General features: G+C 58.7%; 15 protein-coding genes. 2 read left to right on the top strand and 13 right to left on the bottom strand.

Annotated elements, in window-relative coordinates; translation table 11 throughout:
- Positions 1-34: 34 nt before the first annotated feature.
- The 12 genes from NLM33_RS36645 to NLM33_RS36590 all read right to left on the bottom strand — a co-directional run bounded on the left by NLM33_RS36645 (position 35) and on the right by NLM33_RS36590 (position 10637).
- Positions 35-1072 (bottom strand): EscU/YscU/HrcU family type III secretion system export apparatus switch protein, encoded by a 1038-nt coding sequence (locus NLM33_RS36645; protein WP_254103313.1) that lies wholly within the window; start codon positions 1070-1072, stop codon positions 35-37.
- Positions 1069-1890, bottom strand: coding sequence for a type III secretion system export apparatus subunit SctT (sctT, locus tag NLM33_RS36640; RefSeq protein WP_254103312.1), 822 nt, complete (start codon positions 1888-1890; stop codon positions 1069-1071). The genes NLM33_RS36645 and sctT overlap by 4 nt, the downstream gene beginning before the upstream one ends.
- 422 nt (positions 1891-2312) lie before the next feature.
- Complete coding sequence (locus NLM33_RS36635) at positions 2313-3440, bottom strand: YopJ family acetyltransferase (protein ID WP_305880502.1); 1128 nt, start codon at positions 3438-3440, stop codon at positions 2313-2315.
- 633 nt (positions 3441-4073) lie between these two features.
- Positions 4074-4349 carry an EscS/YscS/HrcS family type III secretion system export apparatus protein gene (locus NLM33_RS36630; protein WP_027522073.1) on the bottom strand — a complete coding sequence of 92 codons (276 nt, stop codon included), beginning with the start codon at positions 4347-4349 and terminating at the stop codon, positions 4074-4076.
- A 2-nt stretch (positions 4350-4351) separates the two neighbouring features.
- Complete coding sequence (sctR, locus tag NLM33_RS36625) at positions 4352-5017, bottom strand: type III secretion system export apparatus subunit SctR (protein ID WP_254103311.1); 666 nt, start codon at positions 5015-5017, stop codon at positions 4352-4354.
- Complete coding sequence (gene sctQ / locus NLM33_RS36620; RefSeq protein WP_371930033.1) at positions 5010-5894, bottom strand: type III secretion system cytoplasmic ring protein SctQ; 885 nt, start codon at positions 5892-5894, stop codon at positions 5010-5012. The genes sctR and sctQ overlap by 8 nt, the downstream gene beginning before the upstream one ends.
- Before the next feature lie 236 nt (positions 5895-6130).
- Positions 6131-6664 (bottom strand): hypothetical protein, encoded by a 534-nt coding sequence (locus NLM33_RS36615; RefSeq protein WP_254103309.1) that lies wholly within the window; start codon positions 6662-6664, stop codon positions 6131-6133.
- A complete protein-coding gene (gene sctN / locus NLM33_RS36610) occupies positions 6640-7950 on the bottom strand; it encodes a type III secretion system ATPase SctN (protein ID WP_254106081.1) in 1311 nt (436 codons plus the stop codon). Before sctN ends, NLM33_RS36615 begins: the two co-directional genes overlap by 25 nt.
- A gap of 44 nt (positions 7951-7994) precedes the next feature.
- Positions 7995-8618 (bottom strand): type III secretion system stator protein SctL, encoded by a 624-nt coding sequence (gene sctL / locus NLM33_RS36605; protein WP_254103308.1) that lies wholly within the window; start codon positions 8616-8618, stop codon positions 7995-7997.
- Positions 8615-9247: a nodulation protein NolU gene (locus NLM33_RS36600; protein WP_254103307.1), complete on the bottom strand. Its 633-nt coding sequence runs from the start codon at positions 9245-9247 to the stop codon at positions 8615-8617. The genes sctL and NLM33_RS36600 overlap by 4 nt, the downstream gene beginning before the upstream one ends.
- Positions 9248-9260: 13 nt before the next feature.
- Positions 9261-10130, bottom strand: a complete 870-nt coding sequence (sctJ, locus tag NLM33_RS36595; RefSeq protein WP_254103306.1) for a type III secretion system inner membrane ring lipoprotein SctJ — start codon at positions 10128-10130, stop codon at positions 9261-9263.
- Positions 10131-10139: 9 nt separating this feature from the next.
- Positions 10140-10637: a nodulation protein NolB gene (locus NLM33_RS36590; protein WP_254103305.1), complete on the bottom strand. Its 498-nt coding sequence runs from the start codon at positions 10635-10637 to the stop codon at positions 10140-10142.
- A 205-nt stretch (positions 10638-10842) separates the two neighbouring features.
- On the opposite strand from NLM33_RS36590, the gene NLM33_RS36585 reads away from it, so the two are divergent.
- Entirely contained in the window at positions 10843-11538 is a 696-nt protein-coding gene (locus tag NLM33_RS36585) for a secretin N-terminal domain-containing protein (RefSeq protein WP_254103304.1), read from the top strand.
- Positions 11539-12478: 940 nt separating this feature from the next.
- On the opposite strand, the gene NLM33_RS36580 is transcribed toward NLM33_RS36585, so the two are convergent.
- A complete protein-coding gene (locus NLM33_RS36580; protein ID WP_254103303.1) occupies positions 12479-13468 on the bottom strand; it encodes an Effector protein NopP in 990 nt (329 codons plus the stop codon).
- Positions 13469-13933: 465 nt separating this feature from the next.
- On the opposite strand from NLM33_RS36580, the gene NLM33_RS36575 reads away from it, so the two are divergent.
- Complete coding sequence (locus tag NLM33_RS36575) at positions 13934-16384, top strand: NEL-type E3 ubiquitin ligase domain-containing protein (RefSeq protein ID WP_254103302.1); 2451 nt, start codon at positions 13934-13936, stop codon at positions 16382-16384.
- Positions 16385-16440: the final 56 nt, after the last annotated feature.

Here is a 16440-nt window from a genome sequence, read left to right as displayed (position 1 = left end):
CCCACTCGTCATGCGACGTCTTTCGCAACACGAACTAGACTTGGCCGGTGGCAAGGAGTGCTCTTGCGACAGATTCGAAATACTGCATAGGAATGGGGCTGCCAAGCTTGGTCTTACGGATAAGCTCGTGGACCAGGCCGTGGTCATCGACAATACTGAGACGAAGGGCTCGCGCCTCATCCGAGAGTCGCGAAGCCGCTTCGCCCTCACCGCGGCAAACCAGGACCGGCACGCCGGTTTCGCCACGGACGTAGCGCAGCCCGACCAGCATCTTTCCCCCAGTCAAGATCAATGTTGCGCGATGCACGCCGAGCGGGGGCTCATTCGCCTGCTCCCGCCGGAGACGATGGTGTTCCCGTTTCAGCTCCGGATTACCTTGCTGCTCCTTGTGCTCGCGCTTCATCTCGCTCTCAGTCATGCGCATGTTGCGCAAAAACAACCAGCGCTGGAGGAGGAGATCGATCAATCCGACGATCAGAAACGCGCCGCAGGCAATTCCGATCAACAGTTTCACTTCTGTGAAGAGGAAGTCGAAGCAGCCCATGCCGCAAACCGGCAGATAGACCAGTGTCCTCCACGCGCCGACAACGACAAGGAGAAAGATCGCGCCGAGGCAGACGAGCTTGAACAAGCTCTTGCCAAGCTCGACGAGGGAACGCAAAGAAGCGATGCGCTTCAACCCTTTGATGGGATCAATGTTCTCGAATTTCGGCGTCATCGGCTCCGTGGAGAACACCGGTCCACCATTGGCCAGGACTGCCGTCAGAATTGCGCAGATGACAACACTCCCAAGGAGCGGGCCAACAATTCGGAGGGCAAGTTCGGGCAAGACGCCGAGCGCCAGATCGACCGCAATATTGAACGGCTGATTCAGCAGCTTGTCAGTCAGCATGAGCGCTTCACGGCACTTGCCCTGGATGGAACTCGCTTCCAGCCAGAGATAGCCGAGACCGGCGCAAGCACTGACGGCTTTGACGAGATCGGTACTGTGCGGAACCGTTCCTTTCTTGCGCGCGTCTTTTAGCTTCTTGTCGCTGGCGGCGTGCGTTTTCTCTTCGCTCGTGTCGCTCATTTCAGTTGCCTTTCAAGCCTCTCCAGCTCGCGGCCCGACTGCGTGATTTCCGATTGCATGTATTCGATGAGATATACCGCGTAAGTGACCATGATGATCGCAAAGCCGATATTTTTGATCGTTAAAGTCAGATCCTTCGGGTTCAATTGCGGCGCAAAGCGCTCGAGCAAGAGCGCTGATATGTCGACCAGCAACAGGAAAGCCACCACAGGCCCAGAGACCAGGAGGGTGGTACGTATGATGCTGTCGAGCACACCCCACAACTCCATTGTCCTCTGCATGCTCAGCGTGGGTCCAAACTGATAAACCGGCCAGATCAGATAGCTGCCGTAAAGCCCGCTGATCATGGTTTGCAGCCCCCCTGATACGACGAAGATCGTGATCGCGGTGATACCGATAAACAGTCCCGTCGCCGAAGCCTGACTGCGCGTCGCGGGATCGGCGGGCGTGACCACGCTGCTGATGCCTCGTTGCGTGTCGATAATCTCGCCGACGGCCTGAAGGCTCCAGAGTGGAATGCTGAGCAGGGCACCGATCATCAGTCCGACACACGCCTCCTTAAGACCGAGTAGTGTGATTTTGAGCAGACGTGTGTCCGGATCCAGCGCCTTCAGGCCATCGGCGACTTGCGTCAAGTATGGTAGTTCGATCGCAACAGCCAGGCAGCCGCGGATCAGCCGGCCGATCTGCGGACGCGTAAATACGGGCAGCACCAGCATAATGCCCGCGGGGCGGGCCGCACCAAGGCCGGCAGCAACGACGAGTTCAATGGCCGCCTGGATCAGACTTTGAGTCTCGGCGGTTGACAAATCATACATGGCGACGGCTGCTGGTGGCTCTGCACAGTGATTTTGACGGGTTGCGTCCAGGGCAGTCAGATTGGCTCCAGGAGGCTTTTGGGATCAGTGAGGGCCTCGATGCTGCGAGCTGTCCTCGGCTGCCTTCTGATGACGCCAGTTGGTTCCAGCATCAGCACCATTTGGTGAACCAAGGGGGCTGACGCGAAAATAGTATAGTCCTGCATCTCGCTTTCGGACCGGGGGTCTCACGGGCAAGGAAGAAGCGCTGCTGGTGACAAACGCCTGCTCGAATCCTCCAAGCCGGCCGCTCCCGTTGGTGCTGCTGGCACGCAAATGGTCAAACTGACCGCGCATGAGAGCCTGTCGTGCGAGACGGTGAGCCCCTGCCCAGCCGAGAACGAGTTCTCTAGCGCCGACTATCGAGAGTGATTCCCCGCGGCCTATGTTGGGCTATCGGGTAGCATCCCGTCCAGCGCGGTGCGGATTTTTGTTGCTCTCGACGTCTCTATAGATGCGCTATACTGGCGGGAGTCCCGTCTAACGGCAAAAGCTTCGAGGCGTTCGCTCAATGGCTCCGTTTTTGGGGCTCGCCTGCTAGTGCTCAAGTCTATTTCTTTAATGCGGGGTTGATGAGCTGCGACGTCTTCAATTGCTCCGCTGGAGTGCGAGTGCTTGTAAAACAATGCCGGAAGAAACCTCTCCCCGTGGAACAGGTTGATTTGTGCAAACTCCAGCATGGCGTCGGGCGAAGGCATGTAGGCGCTGCGATCGCCACTAATGTCCGCTATCGTTCCATGCCGATAAAGGTTGTCATGCCACTGGTCGAAGGTTTGCGCATGCCTGTATGCTGCTAGCGCAAACTGCATACTAAACATTACGCAGTCTGCAGCAGACTTCTGGGCACCGACATCGATAAAGGCCCACTTCGGCTCCGTTCCAAGCTGTTGTATCGTTTGCTGCCGCAGTCCAAGATAGAAAGTTATGAACGTATAAAGGTTGGCAGGCTCCATCACGATGATGGTCGGAGCTGCACCCGCGCGCATCCGAACATCGGCGGAAACGTGGTGCATTTCACCGTCCTTCAGTCGCACGACAGCGCGCCAGGCGCAATCTGAGGACTGGTGGACCAGCGCAGCGAGAAACTGGGCGGGCGAATCTATGTGCCTAAGGTTAAGGTCCGAGGAGCGTTGGTTATAGCTGGCCGCCAATTGATGAAAATTGTCAATGTCCAACGACAGGAGTTGGTCGTCAGGCTGTTTGTTGGCAGACAAATAGGAAGCGACCTGCTGACCGTATTCCATCAGTCCAGATGAAAGTTGCGCTTGCCTCGCACGCTGCAGCGTTTGGGAGAGCAATTGGAGCTTCTCGCCAATGCGTGGGGCCTCGTCAGCGCTCGATGTCGTCACGTCGTCGGTGGGGCGAGATGACCCTGGCGACTGGCGTTGAATGGATCGAGACTGGCTTGGCCGTAAGGACCGGACGTGAGCGGCAAATTCGGTCTCCTGAACGTATTGATCGTGCTGAGAGGTGTCATGACTTCCGCTCAGCCGAGAGATGCAGCCGCCCATTTCTATCCTCATCTCACCTGCGAGAAACACACTATTCCGAGCTGTTTGACGTAGCTCGGTTGAATATCCGTTCGAGCTGTTGCATGATGCTCAAGGCAGTATCGCCACCGAGAGATCCAACATTGTCAAACTACGATGGTTAGCTTTCGAGAAGCTGACGAGGGCAGAAAGTAGCGGTTATTGCAGAAGTGACGCTGCCCTCGATTGGAGTTCATGCTTACTGATCGGCGAAATGCGCCCGCCGATCAGACCCAAATCGGGGCAGATCGAGCACTACGACTGTGAGTACGGCACAAGGGCACCGCGAGCGTGTTCGTGATCTTGGATGTGAACAGCCTTTGGCACAGGGGGAAGGTCTCGTTCCACTACGGCCCCAAGCGCGCCAGCTGGATCTCATCGTGGAGAATGAGATCAGCGCTTCTGGTCCGCAAATACCCTCGATCAACACGTTGTGGGCGGCGACGATCAAGGTGACACGCTCTCATCCTGAGAGTTGCGCAATAGTGGAACGCGCCCCGGACAAAATAGATGTTCACAACCGAGAAAGCCCGCGCACAAAATGGGCCGTACCTACCCAAAACCTATCGCCAAATCAGGCCGAGCTCAAAGTGTCAAAACCTCTGTGACGAGGTACTAGTAACCGGTCGTGAGCGCGGGAAAGTCAGTGAAGATCTGCTTGGCTTGCTCGATAAGCGGGGCGCTCAGGACCGGAGAAAACAGACCGATAATCCCAACAATGACCAGAAGCTTCACGGTGAGTGGCAATGTCTGGTCCTGGATCTGCGTTGCCGCCTGGATGATGCCGATGACGGTTTCGGCGACCGCCGCTGCAATGAGTGGAGGCAGAACCCAGATCATGAAAAGCACCAGCGATCGGCTCATATGAGTGAGAATAGTGGTCTCATCCATGCTCAACCTCCAGGCGTTGTATAGCTCAGCACGAGCCCGTGCATGAGACGCGACCAGCCATCAATGGCCACGAATAGAAAGAGCTTGAAAGGAACAGATATCACTGTCGGAGACACCATTGACATGCCCAGGGCCATCAGAATGGTCGTTACGATCAGATCGATCGTGATAAAGGGGAGATAGAGTAGAAATCCGATTTCGAAGGCACGCTTGAGTTCTGAGATTAGAAAAGATGGGACAAGAATAACAAAATCATCGACCGTGGCTTTGCCGCGCATCTCCTCTGGCCAGACACGTTCGGTCGAGGACAGGAAAAAGTCTCGTTGTTCTCCATTGGTGAACTTCTTGAGATAGCCTCGCAGCGGCTCCTGCCCCTCCTTCGCAGCGGTTACAAAATCCTCAAGCGTCTGATAGCGCAGCTGCAGATCGGCGATTTTATCGTAGCTCTGCTCAAAGATGGGGGCGCTCGTGAAGGCGGTGAGGATCAATGCGGCGCCGTATAGAACGATGTTCGGAGGTATCGATTGGGTCCCAAGTGCATTGCGAACAAGGAAGAGAACGACAGATACCTTTATGAACGCCGTGGTCGTGACGACGGCGAAGACCAGGAGGCCGAGCCCGGCCGTGATGACAAGAAGCGCCAGGATTGCTGGTTGAATGTCAGTCATTGCCCGCTAACCCGCCACGCAGTCTGATGCCGAGCTCGTCCCCAATACGGACGATGTCGCCACGTCCGATGCGCACCCCGTTTGCAAAGATATCGACCGGGCCGTCGACCGGCCGGCCAAGTTCGAACACATGTCCTTTGCCGATGCTCCTCAATGCTCCCAGCGTGATCGGCCAGCGGCCGCATTCGAAGACAAGCGAGATCTCGATATCCTCGAGATCGGCTTCCGAGGGCGGCTGCAGTTGACCGGGTTGTGTCGTCATATGCGCATACTCCAGGGGGCGCGGTCGCGAATGAAATGGTCCGCACAGGATCAGGCGGTTGCCGGCGACATCTGCCGCGGTCCATAACCGACCCGCAGTAAGGATGATCTGGCCATGAGCGAATGGCATGACCTCTGGCAACAAAGCATCGCCTGCACTTGTCTTGCGAAGAAGCGAGGCTGAAGCGCGGAGCGCGCCGATCTCTCCTGCAACGATGATGGGTAGCTCTGTGGAAAGCTTGCGCATCTCTCGCGGCAACTTGGCGAGCAGCTCGCCTAAGGCGCGGAACGCCGGCGGTATCGGCCCATCAAGGGGCGAGAAAAGAAACAGGCGACCTTTGCCGTTGACCGGGCCATAGACGATGTCGAATTCGATATACGGCCCTTTCGTCTCGGCCTTTCCGACATGGAGAAGTTGCAGTTTCTGCTGTGTCTCAATCTCCAGACGAGCGAGTAGCGGTTCGAGCGCAAGTTCGAGAACGAGCGAACGACTTGGCTCGGAAAATAGAGCTAGGCTACTGCCGCTCTGCACTGTCGAGATCAACGCCTCGGCAAGCGCATACGGAATCGACAAGACAATCGCATCATCTCCAACGCCCCAAACGCAGTCGAGCATCGAGGGAGCGGAAGGCTCCTGCTGCCACACAAGTCGACCCACGCGCACCGATAGCGGCTTATCGCCAAGGTTACTTCGCAAAGACGTGCGGAGCACCGCGATTGTATTGAGCCACGAGACGAGAGTATGGGTCAGAATCTGGGACGGCTCGTACTTGGCGTACTCGTCCGCACGACTTGCAGGAGCTGGGTCTACAGGACAGCACCTTTGCAGCCCAACAGGACTAGCTGTTGTCATCAAATTGAACTTTCCGCCACCGCCGTGAGCAAGCCGCTCCCATAGCGAAGCAAGACTTCATCATCGGCCTCTAGCTCAGCTGTCGCTTCCGAATGGGTATCGGCCGCACGCCAAACGTCGGTCTCGATTTGTCGCCATTTATGAGTCGCGGCGGAGCGTTTGGCCCAGTGCGCCCGCTTCTCCGATGCCGCTGTCTCGGCCTGCTTTTGAGCGATACGCGCGTCTTCAAGCGCCTGGCGTTTCGACGTGATCTCAATTGCGAGCCTCTCAAGGGTGAGCTCGCAACGATCCAGTTCGACGACGGACAAGGTACCGAGCGATGTCAACTGCTGGTAAACCTCGGCCTCCGCCTGTGCGTGGTGCTGTTCTGCAATTGCAAGTTCCTGCCATGCGTGCTCCGCGGCTAAGGTCGCGATATGACGTTTGGCTTCCATATTGGACAACTCACTACGAGCACTACGCTCACGCATGTCCTTCACGTGCCGCAATCTCGAAGCGTGAATGCAACTCATGCGGTCAGACGGCACATCCATGTAACGGTTTCCTCAAAAGTAGACACATCGTCTTCACCCTGGCGCAAAAGCTCGCGCAGATCGTCGATCGAGGCGATAGCTCGGTCCGTCAGCAAATCGCTGCCTTGCTTGTATTCGCCAACCTTGATCAAGAATTCCGCCTCTGCATGGCGGGAGAGCAGATCGCGGAACAAGGATGCTGCCTGGCGATGCGGCGCAGATACGACGGCATCCATGATGCGGCTACGGCTCGACAGCACATCGATGGCGGGGAAATGCCCCCGTGCCGCAAGAGATCGTGAGAGAACGATATGACCATCGAGAATACCGCGCGTTTCCTCGGCGATTGGATCGCCCGCGCCGTCACCTTCTACAAGCACGGTATAGAAGGCCGTAATCGAGCCGTGCTCCCCCATGCCAGCGCGTTCCAGCAAACCTGGCAGCATGGCAAAGACAGAGGGAGGAAAGCCCCGGCGGGTCGGTGGCTCACCGGCAGCCAGACCGATTTCGCGCATGGCGCGGCTAAATCGCGTCAATGAATCCATCATCAGAACGACGCGCAGGCCTTGTTCGCGAAAATATTCGGCGAGCGCGGTTGCCGTATAAGCACATTGCGCCCGCTCCATCGCTGAGCGATCGGAGGTCTCAACGACGACGACCGTGCGGCGAAGCGCCGCCTCCCCAAGATGCCGCTCGATGAATTCACGCACTTCGCGTCCACGCTCGCCTATCAGCGCAACCACGGTGGCGTCAGCGGCCGCGCCTTTTACGATCTGCGACAATAACGTCGACTTGCCGCCACCAGGCTCTCCATAAATGCCGATCCGCTGGCCCTCGCCGCATGTCAGAAGACCATCCATGGCGCGAACGCCGAGTGGCAGGGGGCGCTCGATGATACGTCTCGTCATCGGGTTTGGCGCTTTGCCGCGCAGGGGGCGAGTTTCCGTGGCCTTGACTGCGCCCTTGCCATCGAGCGGACGGCCGAAGCTGTCGATCACCCGGCCAAGAAAATCGGGGCCGACAGGCACTTCGTGCATCCGTCCGGTGGCAACGACTTCTGCGCGGCTGGACATGCCTTGCAGGTCACCAATGGGCGTCAGCAACACGCCATCGTGCAACAGACCGATCACCTCGGCCTGAAGCGAGGATCCGGTGCGGGGATCCTGAAGGACACACAGCTCTCCAATACGAGCATCCGGCAAGACCGCATGGATGAGCGTGCCGATCGCCCGCGTGATCCGTCCGCGTACGGCACGCGTGTCCACATGCCCTGCTCTAGATCGAAGACGCGCCAGCGCCGCGTGCAGGGTCTCCTCTCCATCAGGGCCGGCATAGTTTGGTCCCGGCGCCGTCACTGTTCGCCTGCCTCATGATCTAACCCAAAACCCGAGCGCAGGGCGCGAAGCTGCGCGTCAAGTCCGAGATTGATATTGCCAAATTCGCTCCACAGCACGCATTCGTGCGGAAGCAGCGCCGGATCCGGAATGATTCGGACCGCCGGCCGACCTTCCCGGCCGTCGCAGGTAGCAAATTCGCGCGTAAGCGCATCTGCATCCATGGGGGACACATGAAGAGAAAGTTCCGCCCCACCATATTTTTGCAGCATCGTGTGACGAACCGTCCTCACCAGCATCTCGCCGGGGTCGAACGCGCCCAATAGGTCGGTTACGATGTCCATCACAAGCGCCGACAACTCCTCCTCCAGAACGGCTTTTCGTCGTGCCAGTTCCGAGGCAGCCTGAGCGATCAGTTGTGCCATTTCCTCGGTGCCGGCCTTCACCCCCTCGGCATGACCGCGCGCTCGCTCCTTCTGATAAGCTCTGCGCGCCCAGGTGCGAACCCGCGCTAGATGCCGCTCTGCTGCGGCACACGCCTCGACGGCGTTCTGCCAGATCTTAAGATCGCTTGCCGCCACCAGTGGCCCAAGCGGGCGGATGTGCGGAGTGTTGGGCGGCGCGGAGTCGTCGGCCATCATCCCGCTGGGGCCTCCGTCGCCAATTGGGCCAACACCAGGGAAAACAATCGGCCTGCACCATCGCGGTGTTCAGTGGCAGGATTATCCGCAGCCGTTCCGATAGCTAGGCGTAGAAGCACGCGGCGTCGATCAAGCGCGGAAACTTCATCGAGCCAAGCGCCGAGACAGGCATGTCCATCGTCCTCAATCTCTTGCGCAAGTTGCTCCGGATCGGCAATAACTCCGGTCGAAACCGCATGCGCTGCATGTCGGATTCCGAAAGCCTGCACCTCGGTGCCGATGCGCCCGATCAGAATAGTGACATCGTGCTTTGAAATCAGCCTTGTCAGCGAACGGGCATGCCAGATACCGCCAGCGAGCCGAGCAGCCCTGCTCGGATCACGTCCGAAGAGAGGGTCTGGCCCGAAGTCACTTCCGTTCAAGTCCATGTCATTGCCGAGCAGCAACCCCGGCAATCTTAGCTGCAGCCTGGGACTCTTCTGCAGCCGTAGCAACGTCGCAGCCGAGAGGTTCGTGTCAAGACGTGCGGCAAGGCGGGTCGGATGAATCGAGGCGGCAAGCTCACGAACACCTACAGAGGGCAATTTGAGCGGACGATGCCGCTCGGCGGATGGCTTCGGTCTCACCATATCGGAACCCACACTACGCCGCATTAACGTTGATCGCTTTGCGCACGGCCTCGATGGCGGACACACCCGAACGTCCTCCACCCGTGCCCACTTTGTGAGCTGATTGCCTGCGCTGACGCATACGAGCGCTCAGCAAGACGTAGGATAGTACGCCGAATACAGAGCCGCCGAGACCCATGCCGACCGCAAGCAACGGCGTTGAAATCAATCCTGATGCTTGGGCGAAACCGGCTGCAGGCGCCGGCCGCGGTTCCAGTGCAGGCCGTTCGACCGACACGAAAACCACAGCCACCTTGTCATAGGATAAGCCCTCGATGCTGTTGGCGACGAGCATCTTGATCTGCGGCAGCAGAATTGAGAGATTTGCCCTCGAGTCATGCCGGATGAAAACCGACGCTGAGGATGGCGTGGTGTCACGTCGTAACAGCTCATTCTTCGGCAGAACAACATGGACGCGTGCAGAGAGGACACCATCGATATCGCTGATCGTGCGCGACAATTCCTCGCTCAGCGCATAGACGTAACGGGCTCGTTCCTCGGTCGGCGAGGCAATCAGCCCCCCCGCATTGAACACTTCGCCGAGACTCTTGAAAGCATGGCGCGGCAACCCTTCTCCATTCAGCAGGTCGATTGAGGAGGCAATCTGATTCTGCTCGACCTGGATCGTGCTGGTCCCGTCCTTAGCAGCAACGCGGACCGCATCGATCCCGTTCTTGAGGAGGACCGCAAGCATCTCGTTCGCCTCACGCTCTTGCACTTTGGTGTAGAGATCGGCTTTGCAACCGACAAGGAGAAGCAGCAGCGGCAGCAGGGCCACAACGCGAAATCGCTTGTTGGATGGACGAGCCTGGCCGCTTTGGCGACAACAGATTGAACCAATCATTCGCCCCACTCAGCCGGCCGACATCAGCTTGTTCAGAGATGAACCGAGGCTGCCGATACCATTTGAAATGAGCGTAACCTGAATGACGCCGTCAGAAACATCCTTCAGATTCGCCATCATCGCTTCGAAATCACCTGGGCCATGAGGGGCGACCGGCTCACGTGTTTCTGCCGCGCCCGGCTTCAGCAAAAGGGGCTCCGACGCCGGCCCAGGCTCCGCACCTTTTGGAACTGCGTTGACCCGATACATCGACGAAAGATTCTGGAGGATGCGATCGCCGAGCGGGCTCGCCTGCGTTGTTGTACGTGATACCTCGGATGTCGGCGGAACTGGCGCCACTTCTGTCACTGGAGGCCCTGCCACTGGCGGCGCAGTGTCTTGAACTGAAGCCGCTTGCAAAAGACTCTGTTGAAACTGGGCCTGTTGGTCGACCGCTGTTGCCGAACAGGTCTTGGACAGACCTTCGGTTAGAGTGTGAGACATCGGCGCAGCGCCTAACATCATCATGGAAAGACCTCGCTTTCTTCGACCTCGCTCTCTTCGAGATGTGATGCGACCAGCCGCTCAAGCCCATTAACGGTTCAACGTTCTAGAGAGGCCAGCTGACGAAAAGCTGACGAGTTCGCCCGTTCATGGTCATCTAAAGATCACGTTTCGCGTTCACGTTTAGGCAACGTTACTCCTGTTGGTTTAGGTCAAAGAGAACCCGTGAATGCTCATTCGATTCATTATCCGTTACGTTTTGAACGGAGTCCTCTGTTTCGGCGTTTTCGTTTCAAGCGGAATACAGATGGCGCTCGGCGCATCCCTGTCGCTACCCTCGACCGCTTATCGCTATACGGTTCTGGATCAGGAGCTTTCTGCCGCGTTGCAGGAATTCGGCAACAACCTCAATATCAGAGTCACCGTCAGCGCCGAGGTGAAGGGACGGATTCGCGGGCACATGCCGGATCTGCCACCGCGCGAGTTCCTCGATCATCTGACGCAGCTCTACAATCTTCAATGGTATTACGATGGGCTCATGCTTTACGTGTCTACCGCAAAAGAAGCGCAAACTCGTCTGCTTCTTCTAACTTCAATCAGCTTCGACGCGCTCAAGGCGACCCTGGATACGCTCAACATTTCTGACGAGCGTTACATCTTGAGACCGGCACCGGGAAATGGCCTCGTCCTTGCCTCCGGTCCGCCACGCTTCATCGCACTCGTGGAACAGACGCTCAATGGTCTTGTGGCGGAGGCGCAGGCGCGACCACGCTCCCCCCAGATGCCGTCGCGGGACTCTGTGCTGATGCTATATCGCGGGTCCTCAGCGACGGTTGTTCGAGATGGGCGAACTGAAAGCCCCTCTTCTTCAGATACCCCGCGCCAGGACGGCGCCTTGCCCGCGCACACGGCGGGCCAAAGATGATATTGAGGCGCGCTTGTTGCCTAATTCCTGTTCAGCAGCCGCCCCCTCAATGAGCCCGTTACGCTGGGTTGTGCAGGGAGCTTGGACCGATCGTCCCGGTCAGACACCGTACAAGGATGGCAACGCGTCTCGTAAATCGGCTCTAGACAGGCGAATTGCCGCTGCGCCACCTTGTCTTCCAGTATCGGGATGGCCGGTCGCCGTTCGGCAACCATCCGCCCAGGCTGAAGTGCCGTTGCACTGGCGGCGCGATTCTCCGCCGGGATTTGGTCCAAGCCAAGAGGTTGTCAGGATCGGCCTTTTTAAGTTCGCCTGGCCGTTCGTCACCTCATGCCGTCGGCGCCGGCCGACCCGTTGCGCCCTTTGGATGACAGGCCTTGCGGCAACCATTCACAATCCACGAGGTGATGCAGTGAGATTGGCACCTTAAGATTTCTCACATCGCCAAATCAGCTATTTTCGATGAGGATCGTCACACGCCACCGGAAATAGCGGACTCGACCAATATCTTTATGCGCCGACCGCACTCAAGCCTCCCATTTTGAGACAAGCGGGAGGGGAATTTCGCGGGATCCCGATGACGAGAACCGAACGACAGGCAGGCCCATTGCCGCATGACCGACAGACACCACACGAAACGGGCGAATGATGTCGCCAGTGCGAATACATAAGGATGATCGCGCAGGCGCCAGTTTGGTTAGCGAGGCCTGCACGTTCTGCTCAAGCGGAAGAGCTATCTGTCTCTTCTACCGAAAAGAGAGGCTCACGCCTCGCCGCCACGGTGGGCAAAACCGGGCGACGGCAACCGAGCGCCGAATGGTGCCGATACCGTCGAACGACCGTTTAGCAAGCCGCCTTCAATGAGCAACCGACAAGTTTGCCGGCTCGGTCCTCTCCATCGCGACTGGTCTGCCAGGAATCCCAGAGCGATCCCTAGTCCCTACATAAAGTCATACTCATCCTCGGACTGGACGCGCGGTGTTTCACTCTGGCTATCACTGTCCTCAGCTTTGGATAAGTATAGGCCCGGTTTGTCCGCCCGCTGCCATTCATCGTCCGGATTTTTGATCCACTTTTCGGGATGCTGGGTGGGATCAAGCACCATGTTATCGTCGTCCACATCAACAAAGCCCAACTGCAGCGAGCGGGCTCTGGCTTCTCGATTGGCAGGACGAGAATGGAGCAACGCGTTATCGCCGTCGAGCCGAAGCTGATGTTCCAGCAGGATATCGCCCGCGTTATCGACGAGCGGATGAACAATCTGAAGATCAACAGTGGACGTGACTTCGTTTCGTCCGGGGAACGATTTCCGCCACTGTTCTCCTGCGAACACGTCGCGCATCGCAAATCCGCCCTCCGTTCTCAGAAGACCGACACTCTTGTTGCCGAGCTGATAGCTGAAATAGCGCGCGTTCGCGGTATCGTATTGCGTGGTTCCGTATTTCTTAGCGACCTTTTTTGTGCGCTTGGCCTTGTCGGATATGTGAGGCGAGTACTCTTGTGGGTTCGCGGCAATATGCTTGATCTCATCACCATGGTAAGCCTTTGCCTGTTCAGCAAATGAGCGCTTTGAGAGCTCCACGACAGGGGGGCGGTCGACCAGGGAGTACGCCCGCGACGAAGACGAACCAGCGTGTGAGTTCGATTCCAAGTGGATGTTTTCAAGCGCTTGCAAGAAGCTGTGGCTATCTGCCGAATATCCCGCCTCATCAGCGTGGCTATCGTTGCTGAACTGGCTGGATGAGCCATGGATTCGGCCATACATGGAAATTTTCCTCGTGTCGGTGAAGTTGCGTGGCAGCGCGTTCAGGCTGCTGCTCAGGTGGGCTGAGATTGATAGTCGCGCCAGCTGACGCGCTAGGTGAGCATCTGCATCGGCTTCTAGGTGGCGGGCATTCGACAACGGCGATGCACGCGGCTCGCGTGTCATGGGTTGCAGGACAGGGTTCGCGGTGCTGGCTATCGAACTGGAGTGACAGATTGCAAAATTTTGCGCAATCTCTGATTCCCTGGCGCTGCCGCGAGAGGCTTACTTGCACCTGCACCTCGTCATACCATCACCTCGCGGGAGTGGCGCTCGATTTAGCCGGTGATGTCCTGTTGGCTGATGTTACCGAAATCGCGGTTTTTCAACATGAACGTTGCCGGCGCGCACAAGCGCGGACGTTCTTGAGAGAGGCTATAGAAGTCGGCTTCTCGAAATGCCGGCACGGTCCGGCAAAGGTATGTCGAGCTGCAGCGCGGGCAGTTAAGCGGTAACGGTCCGGCAGAGACCCGGCAAGACAGTAGCTGTCATTCGGATTCCTCGTCAGCTTCTCGAAAGCTAAGCCTCTTAGCGAGAAGGTGTCGATCTGGGTCCAGCGTTAACTGTTCGGATCTGCCAAAGGAGAATGGGATGGATCCGCTCAACAATGTCAACCCATTCGAGGCCCCGGATTTCGCCGGGACGGACCACGACGAGCTGCAACAGTCTCGCGTGGACCAAACGGGGTTTCAGCAGCACCTGAACGAGTTGCACCTGCGCGAGCGCCCGCCCCGCAATCCAAATCGTCGCGGCGAGCATCCTTATGTTGTGTCGAACCGAGATGCGGACTGGCTAGACCACGTCGGGGAAGGCGCCTCGCGGTTGCCCTCGAATCCGCCCGCCTCCTCTGAACAGGGGGGCAATCAGCATGTGGTTTTTGCGGCCGCCAATCGCGGTGGCCGGTTGCCAGCCAGCAGTTTCGGTCTGACGGACTATTGGCACGGCACGGATTCAGCTGTCCACTTGCCGATGCATAGTGTCGATCAGGAGGAGTGTTCGTGGGCGCAGGCCGATGATGAGTGGCCAACGACCCCCACAGCTCCTTGGAACCACAATCTCGAGGCATCGAGCCTCGACCGACAGCCTCGGTCGGGCGATGGCAATACTTCAGAGGGGCACTGGCTCACCCCGGCAGCGGCGCAGTGGGACGAAGCCTCGAGCGACGGGCGGGCCTCTCCCGCCGGCCCTACCGGCGAACCGAAGAACGTTGAAAACCCCATCCTCCGGCAATCGCAGCTTGACGATATCCTGAACAGTTGGGCTGGCGAGGAGGGGCAGACAGAAGACGAGGAGCGGCAAGAAGCGGTAAGACGAATCAAAGCCTGGGGAGAGGCCGGCGACGTCTATGCACGGCTGGAGCTGTCATACCTGCGCCTGACGACCTTGCCCGCCGCCTTCCCTTCCGATCTGCGGATGCTCAATGTGAGCGACAACGAGTTGATGCACCTGCCCGACACCCTTCCGGCCGAACTCCGCACGCTCGAAGTCGGCAACAATCGTCTGATCAGTCTGCCTGACATCCTGCCGGCGGCCCTTCAGTCATTCGCCATCGCTGGCAACCAGCTGACCAGCCTGCCCGTAACACTTCCGGAGGGCCTACAGACACTCGCCGTCGGCAGCAACCACCTGACCAGCCTACCAGAAACCCTGCCGGCCGAGCTCCAGGACCTCGATGTCCGCGGCAATCGGCTGACCAGCCTGCCTGAGACCCTCCCGGCTGGACTTCAGTTACTTGCCGTCGGCGGCAACCGGCTGATGAGCCTACCCGATACCCTCCCGGTCGAACTTCAGGAGCTCGAAGCCGACGGCAACCGGCTGACCAGCCTGCCCGAGAGCCTCCCCTCCGAGCTCCAGTTGCTTTTCGTCCGCGACAACCAGCTGACTAGCCTGCCCGATACTCTCCCGCCTGAGCTCCAGAGGCTTCATGCCAGCGGCAACCGGCTGACCAGTCTGCCCGAGACCCTCCCGGCCGAGTTCCAGGTGCTCGAGGCGCGCGACAACCGGCTGGCCAGCCTGCCGGAGTCCCTGCTAACGCAGCTGGGTTCTGGGTGTATGGCTTATCTGGAGAATAATCCGCTATCCGAGCGGGTGCGGACGAATCTGGCAGCAGCCATGAATGCGCCAGGCTATGTCGGTCCTCGGGTCTTCTTTTCGATGGACGAGGCAATCGCGGAAACTCAGGCGCGGCCGCTGCCCGAAATGGTGGCGGACTGGCTCGACGAGGCGCCCGAGTCATTGGCCGCCTGGCAGAACTTCGCCGAGGAGGCGGGTGCTCCCGAATACGCGCGCTTTCTCGACAGGCTGCGGGACACCGTGAATTCTGGCAATCCCCAGTTCCGGCAGGCAGTGATCGAAGATCTGCAGCAGGCGGCGATGAGGCCGCAATTGCGCCAGCAGTACTTTCAGCTGGCCTTCGGGGCGAGCGAGAGCTGCGAGGATCGCATCACTTTGACCTGGAACGGCATGCAGAGCGCACGTCTGAGCGCTGACGTCGAGGGCGGCGCCTATGACCATCGGCTCGGTGATCTCGTCGAACAAGGCCGCATTCTGTTCCGCCTGGGCGCGCTCGAGGGAATCGCCCGGGAGAAGGTCAACTCGCTCCGCTTTGTCGACGAGATCGAGGTCTATCTCGCCTATCAGGTCAAGCTGCGCGAGAAGCTTGAGCTACGGCACATCGCCCCGGACATGCGCTTCTTCGGCGTCTCATGGGTTACCGACGACGATCTCAGCACGGCCGAGACGCGGGTGCGCGAGGAGGAGGCGACGGGGTTCGCCGACTATCTGGCAACCCGGTGGCAGCCCTGGGAGACGGTGATGAGCCGGATCGTCCCCGAAGCCCATGCACAGATGCAGGATCGGCTCGTCGAAGCGATGGGCGAAGAGTTCGACAGCCGCCTCCAGCAACGGCTTGCCGATCATGACCTGATCGGCAACAGAGATGCCGAGCGGCAGTTCGGAGTCCAGGTCCGTGACGAGATCGCTCGCGAGATCAAGGGCGCGCTGACGCGTCAGGTGCTCGCGGACCACGGGCTTGAGCTGTGAAGCGGCCATCCAGTTGCAAGGGGCTGTCCATGCTGTTTTGCCGATTGGACCGCCAT

This window comes from Bradyrhizobium sp. CCGUVB1N3 (assembly GCF_024199925.1).
Classification (GTDB): domain Bacteria; phylum Pseudomonadota; class Alphaproteobacteria; order Rhizobiales; family Xanthobacteraceae; genus Bradyrhizobium.
The sequence above is the reverse complement of the archived record's forward strand: the minus strand, read 5'-3'. Positions and strand labels throughout refer to the sequence as shown.

Bases quoted from the DNA above. Each gene is read 5' to 3' on its own strand.
- NLM33_RS36585 (WP_254103304.1), top strand. From the start codon at position 10,843: ATGCTCATTCGATTCATTATCCGTTACGTTTTGAACGGAGTCCTCTGT.
- sctQ (WP_371930033.1), bottom strand. From the start codon at position 5,894: ATGCTCGACTGCGTTTGGGGCGTTGGAGATGATGCGATTGTCTTGTCG.
- NLM33_RS36630 (WP_027522073.1), bottom strand. From the start codon at position 4,349: ATGGATGAGACCACTATTCTCACTCATATGAGCCGATCGCTGGTGCTT.
- NLM33_RS36615 (WP_254103309.1), bottom strand. From the start codon at position 6,664: ATGGATGTGCCGTCTGACCGCATGAGTTGCATTCACGCTTCGAGATTG.
- NLM33_RS36645 (WP_254103313.1), bottom strand. From the start codon at position 1,072: ATGAGCGACACGAGCGAAGAGAAAACGCACGCCGCCAGCGACAAGAAG.
- NLM33_RS36575 (WP_254103302.1), top strand. From the start codon at position 13,934: ATGGATCCGCTCAACAATGTCAACCCATTCGAGGCCCCGGATTTCGCC.
- NLM33_RS36635 (WP_305880502.1), bottom strand. From the start codon at position 3,440: ATGGGCGGCTGCATCTCTCGGCTGAGCGGAAGTCATGACACCTCTCAG.
- sctL (WP_254103308.1), bottom strand. From the start codon at position 8,618: ATGATGGCCGACGACTCCGCGCCGCCCAACACTCCGCACATCCGCCCG.
- sctT (WP_254103312.1), bottom strand. From the start codon at position 1,890: ATGTATGATTTGTCAACCGCCGAGACTCAAAGTCTGATCCAGGCGGCC.
- sctR (WP_254103311.1), bottom strand. From the start codon at position 5,017: ATGACTGACATTCAACCAGCAATCCTGGCGCTTCTTGTCATCACGGCC.
- NLM33_RS36590 (WP_254103305.1), bottom strand. From the start codon at position 10,637: ATGATGATGTTAGGCGCTGCGCCGATGTCTCACACTCTAACCGAAGGT.
- NLM33_RS36580 (WP_254103303.1), bottom strand. From the start codon at position 13,468: ATGACACGCGAGCCGCGTGCATCGCCGTTGTCGAATGCCCGCCACCTA.
- NLM33_RS36600 (WP_254103307.1), bottom strand. From the start codon at position 9,247: ATGGTGAGACCGAAGCCATCCGCCGAGCGGCATCGTCCGCTCAAATTG.
- sctJ (WP_254103306.1), bottom strand. From the start codon at position 10,130: ATGATTGGTTCAATCTGTTGTCGCCAAAGCGGCCAGGCTCGTCCATCC.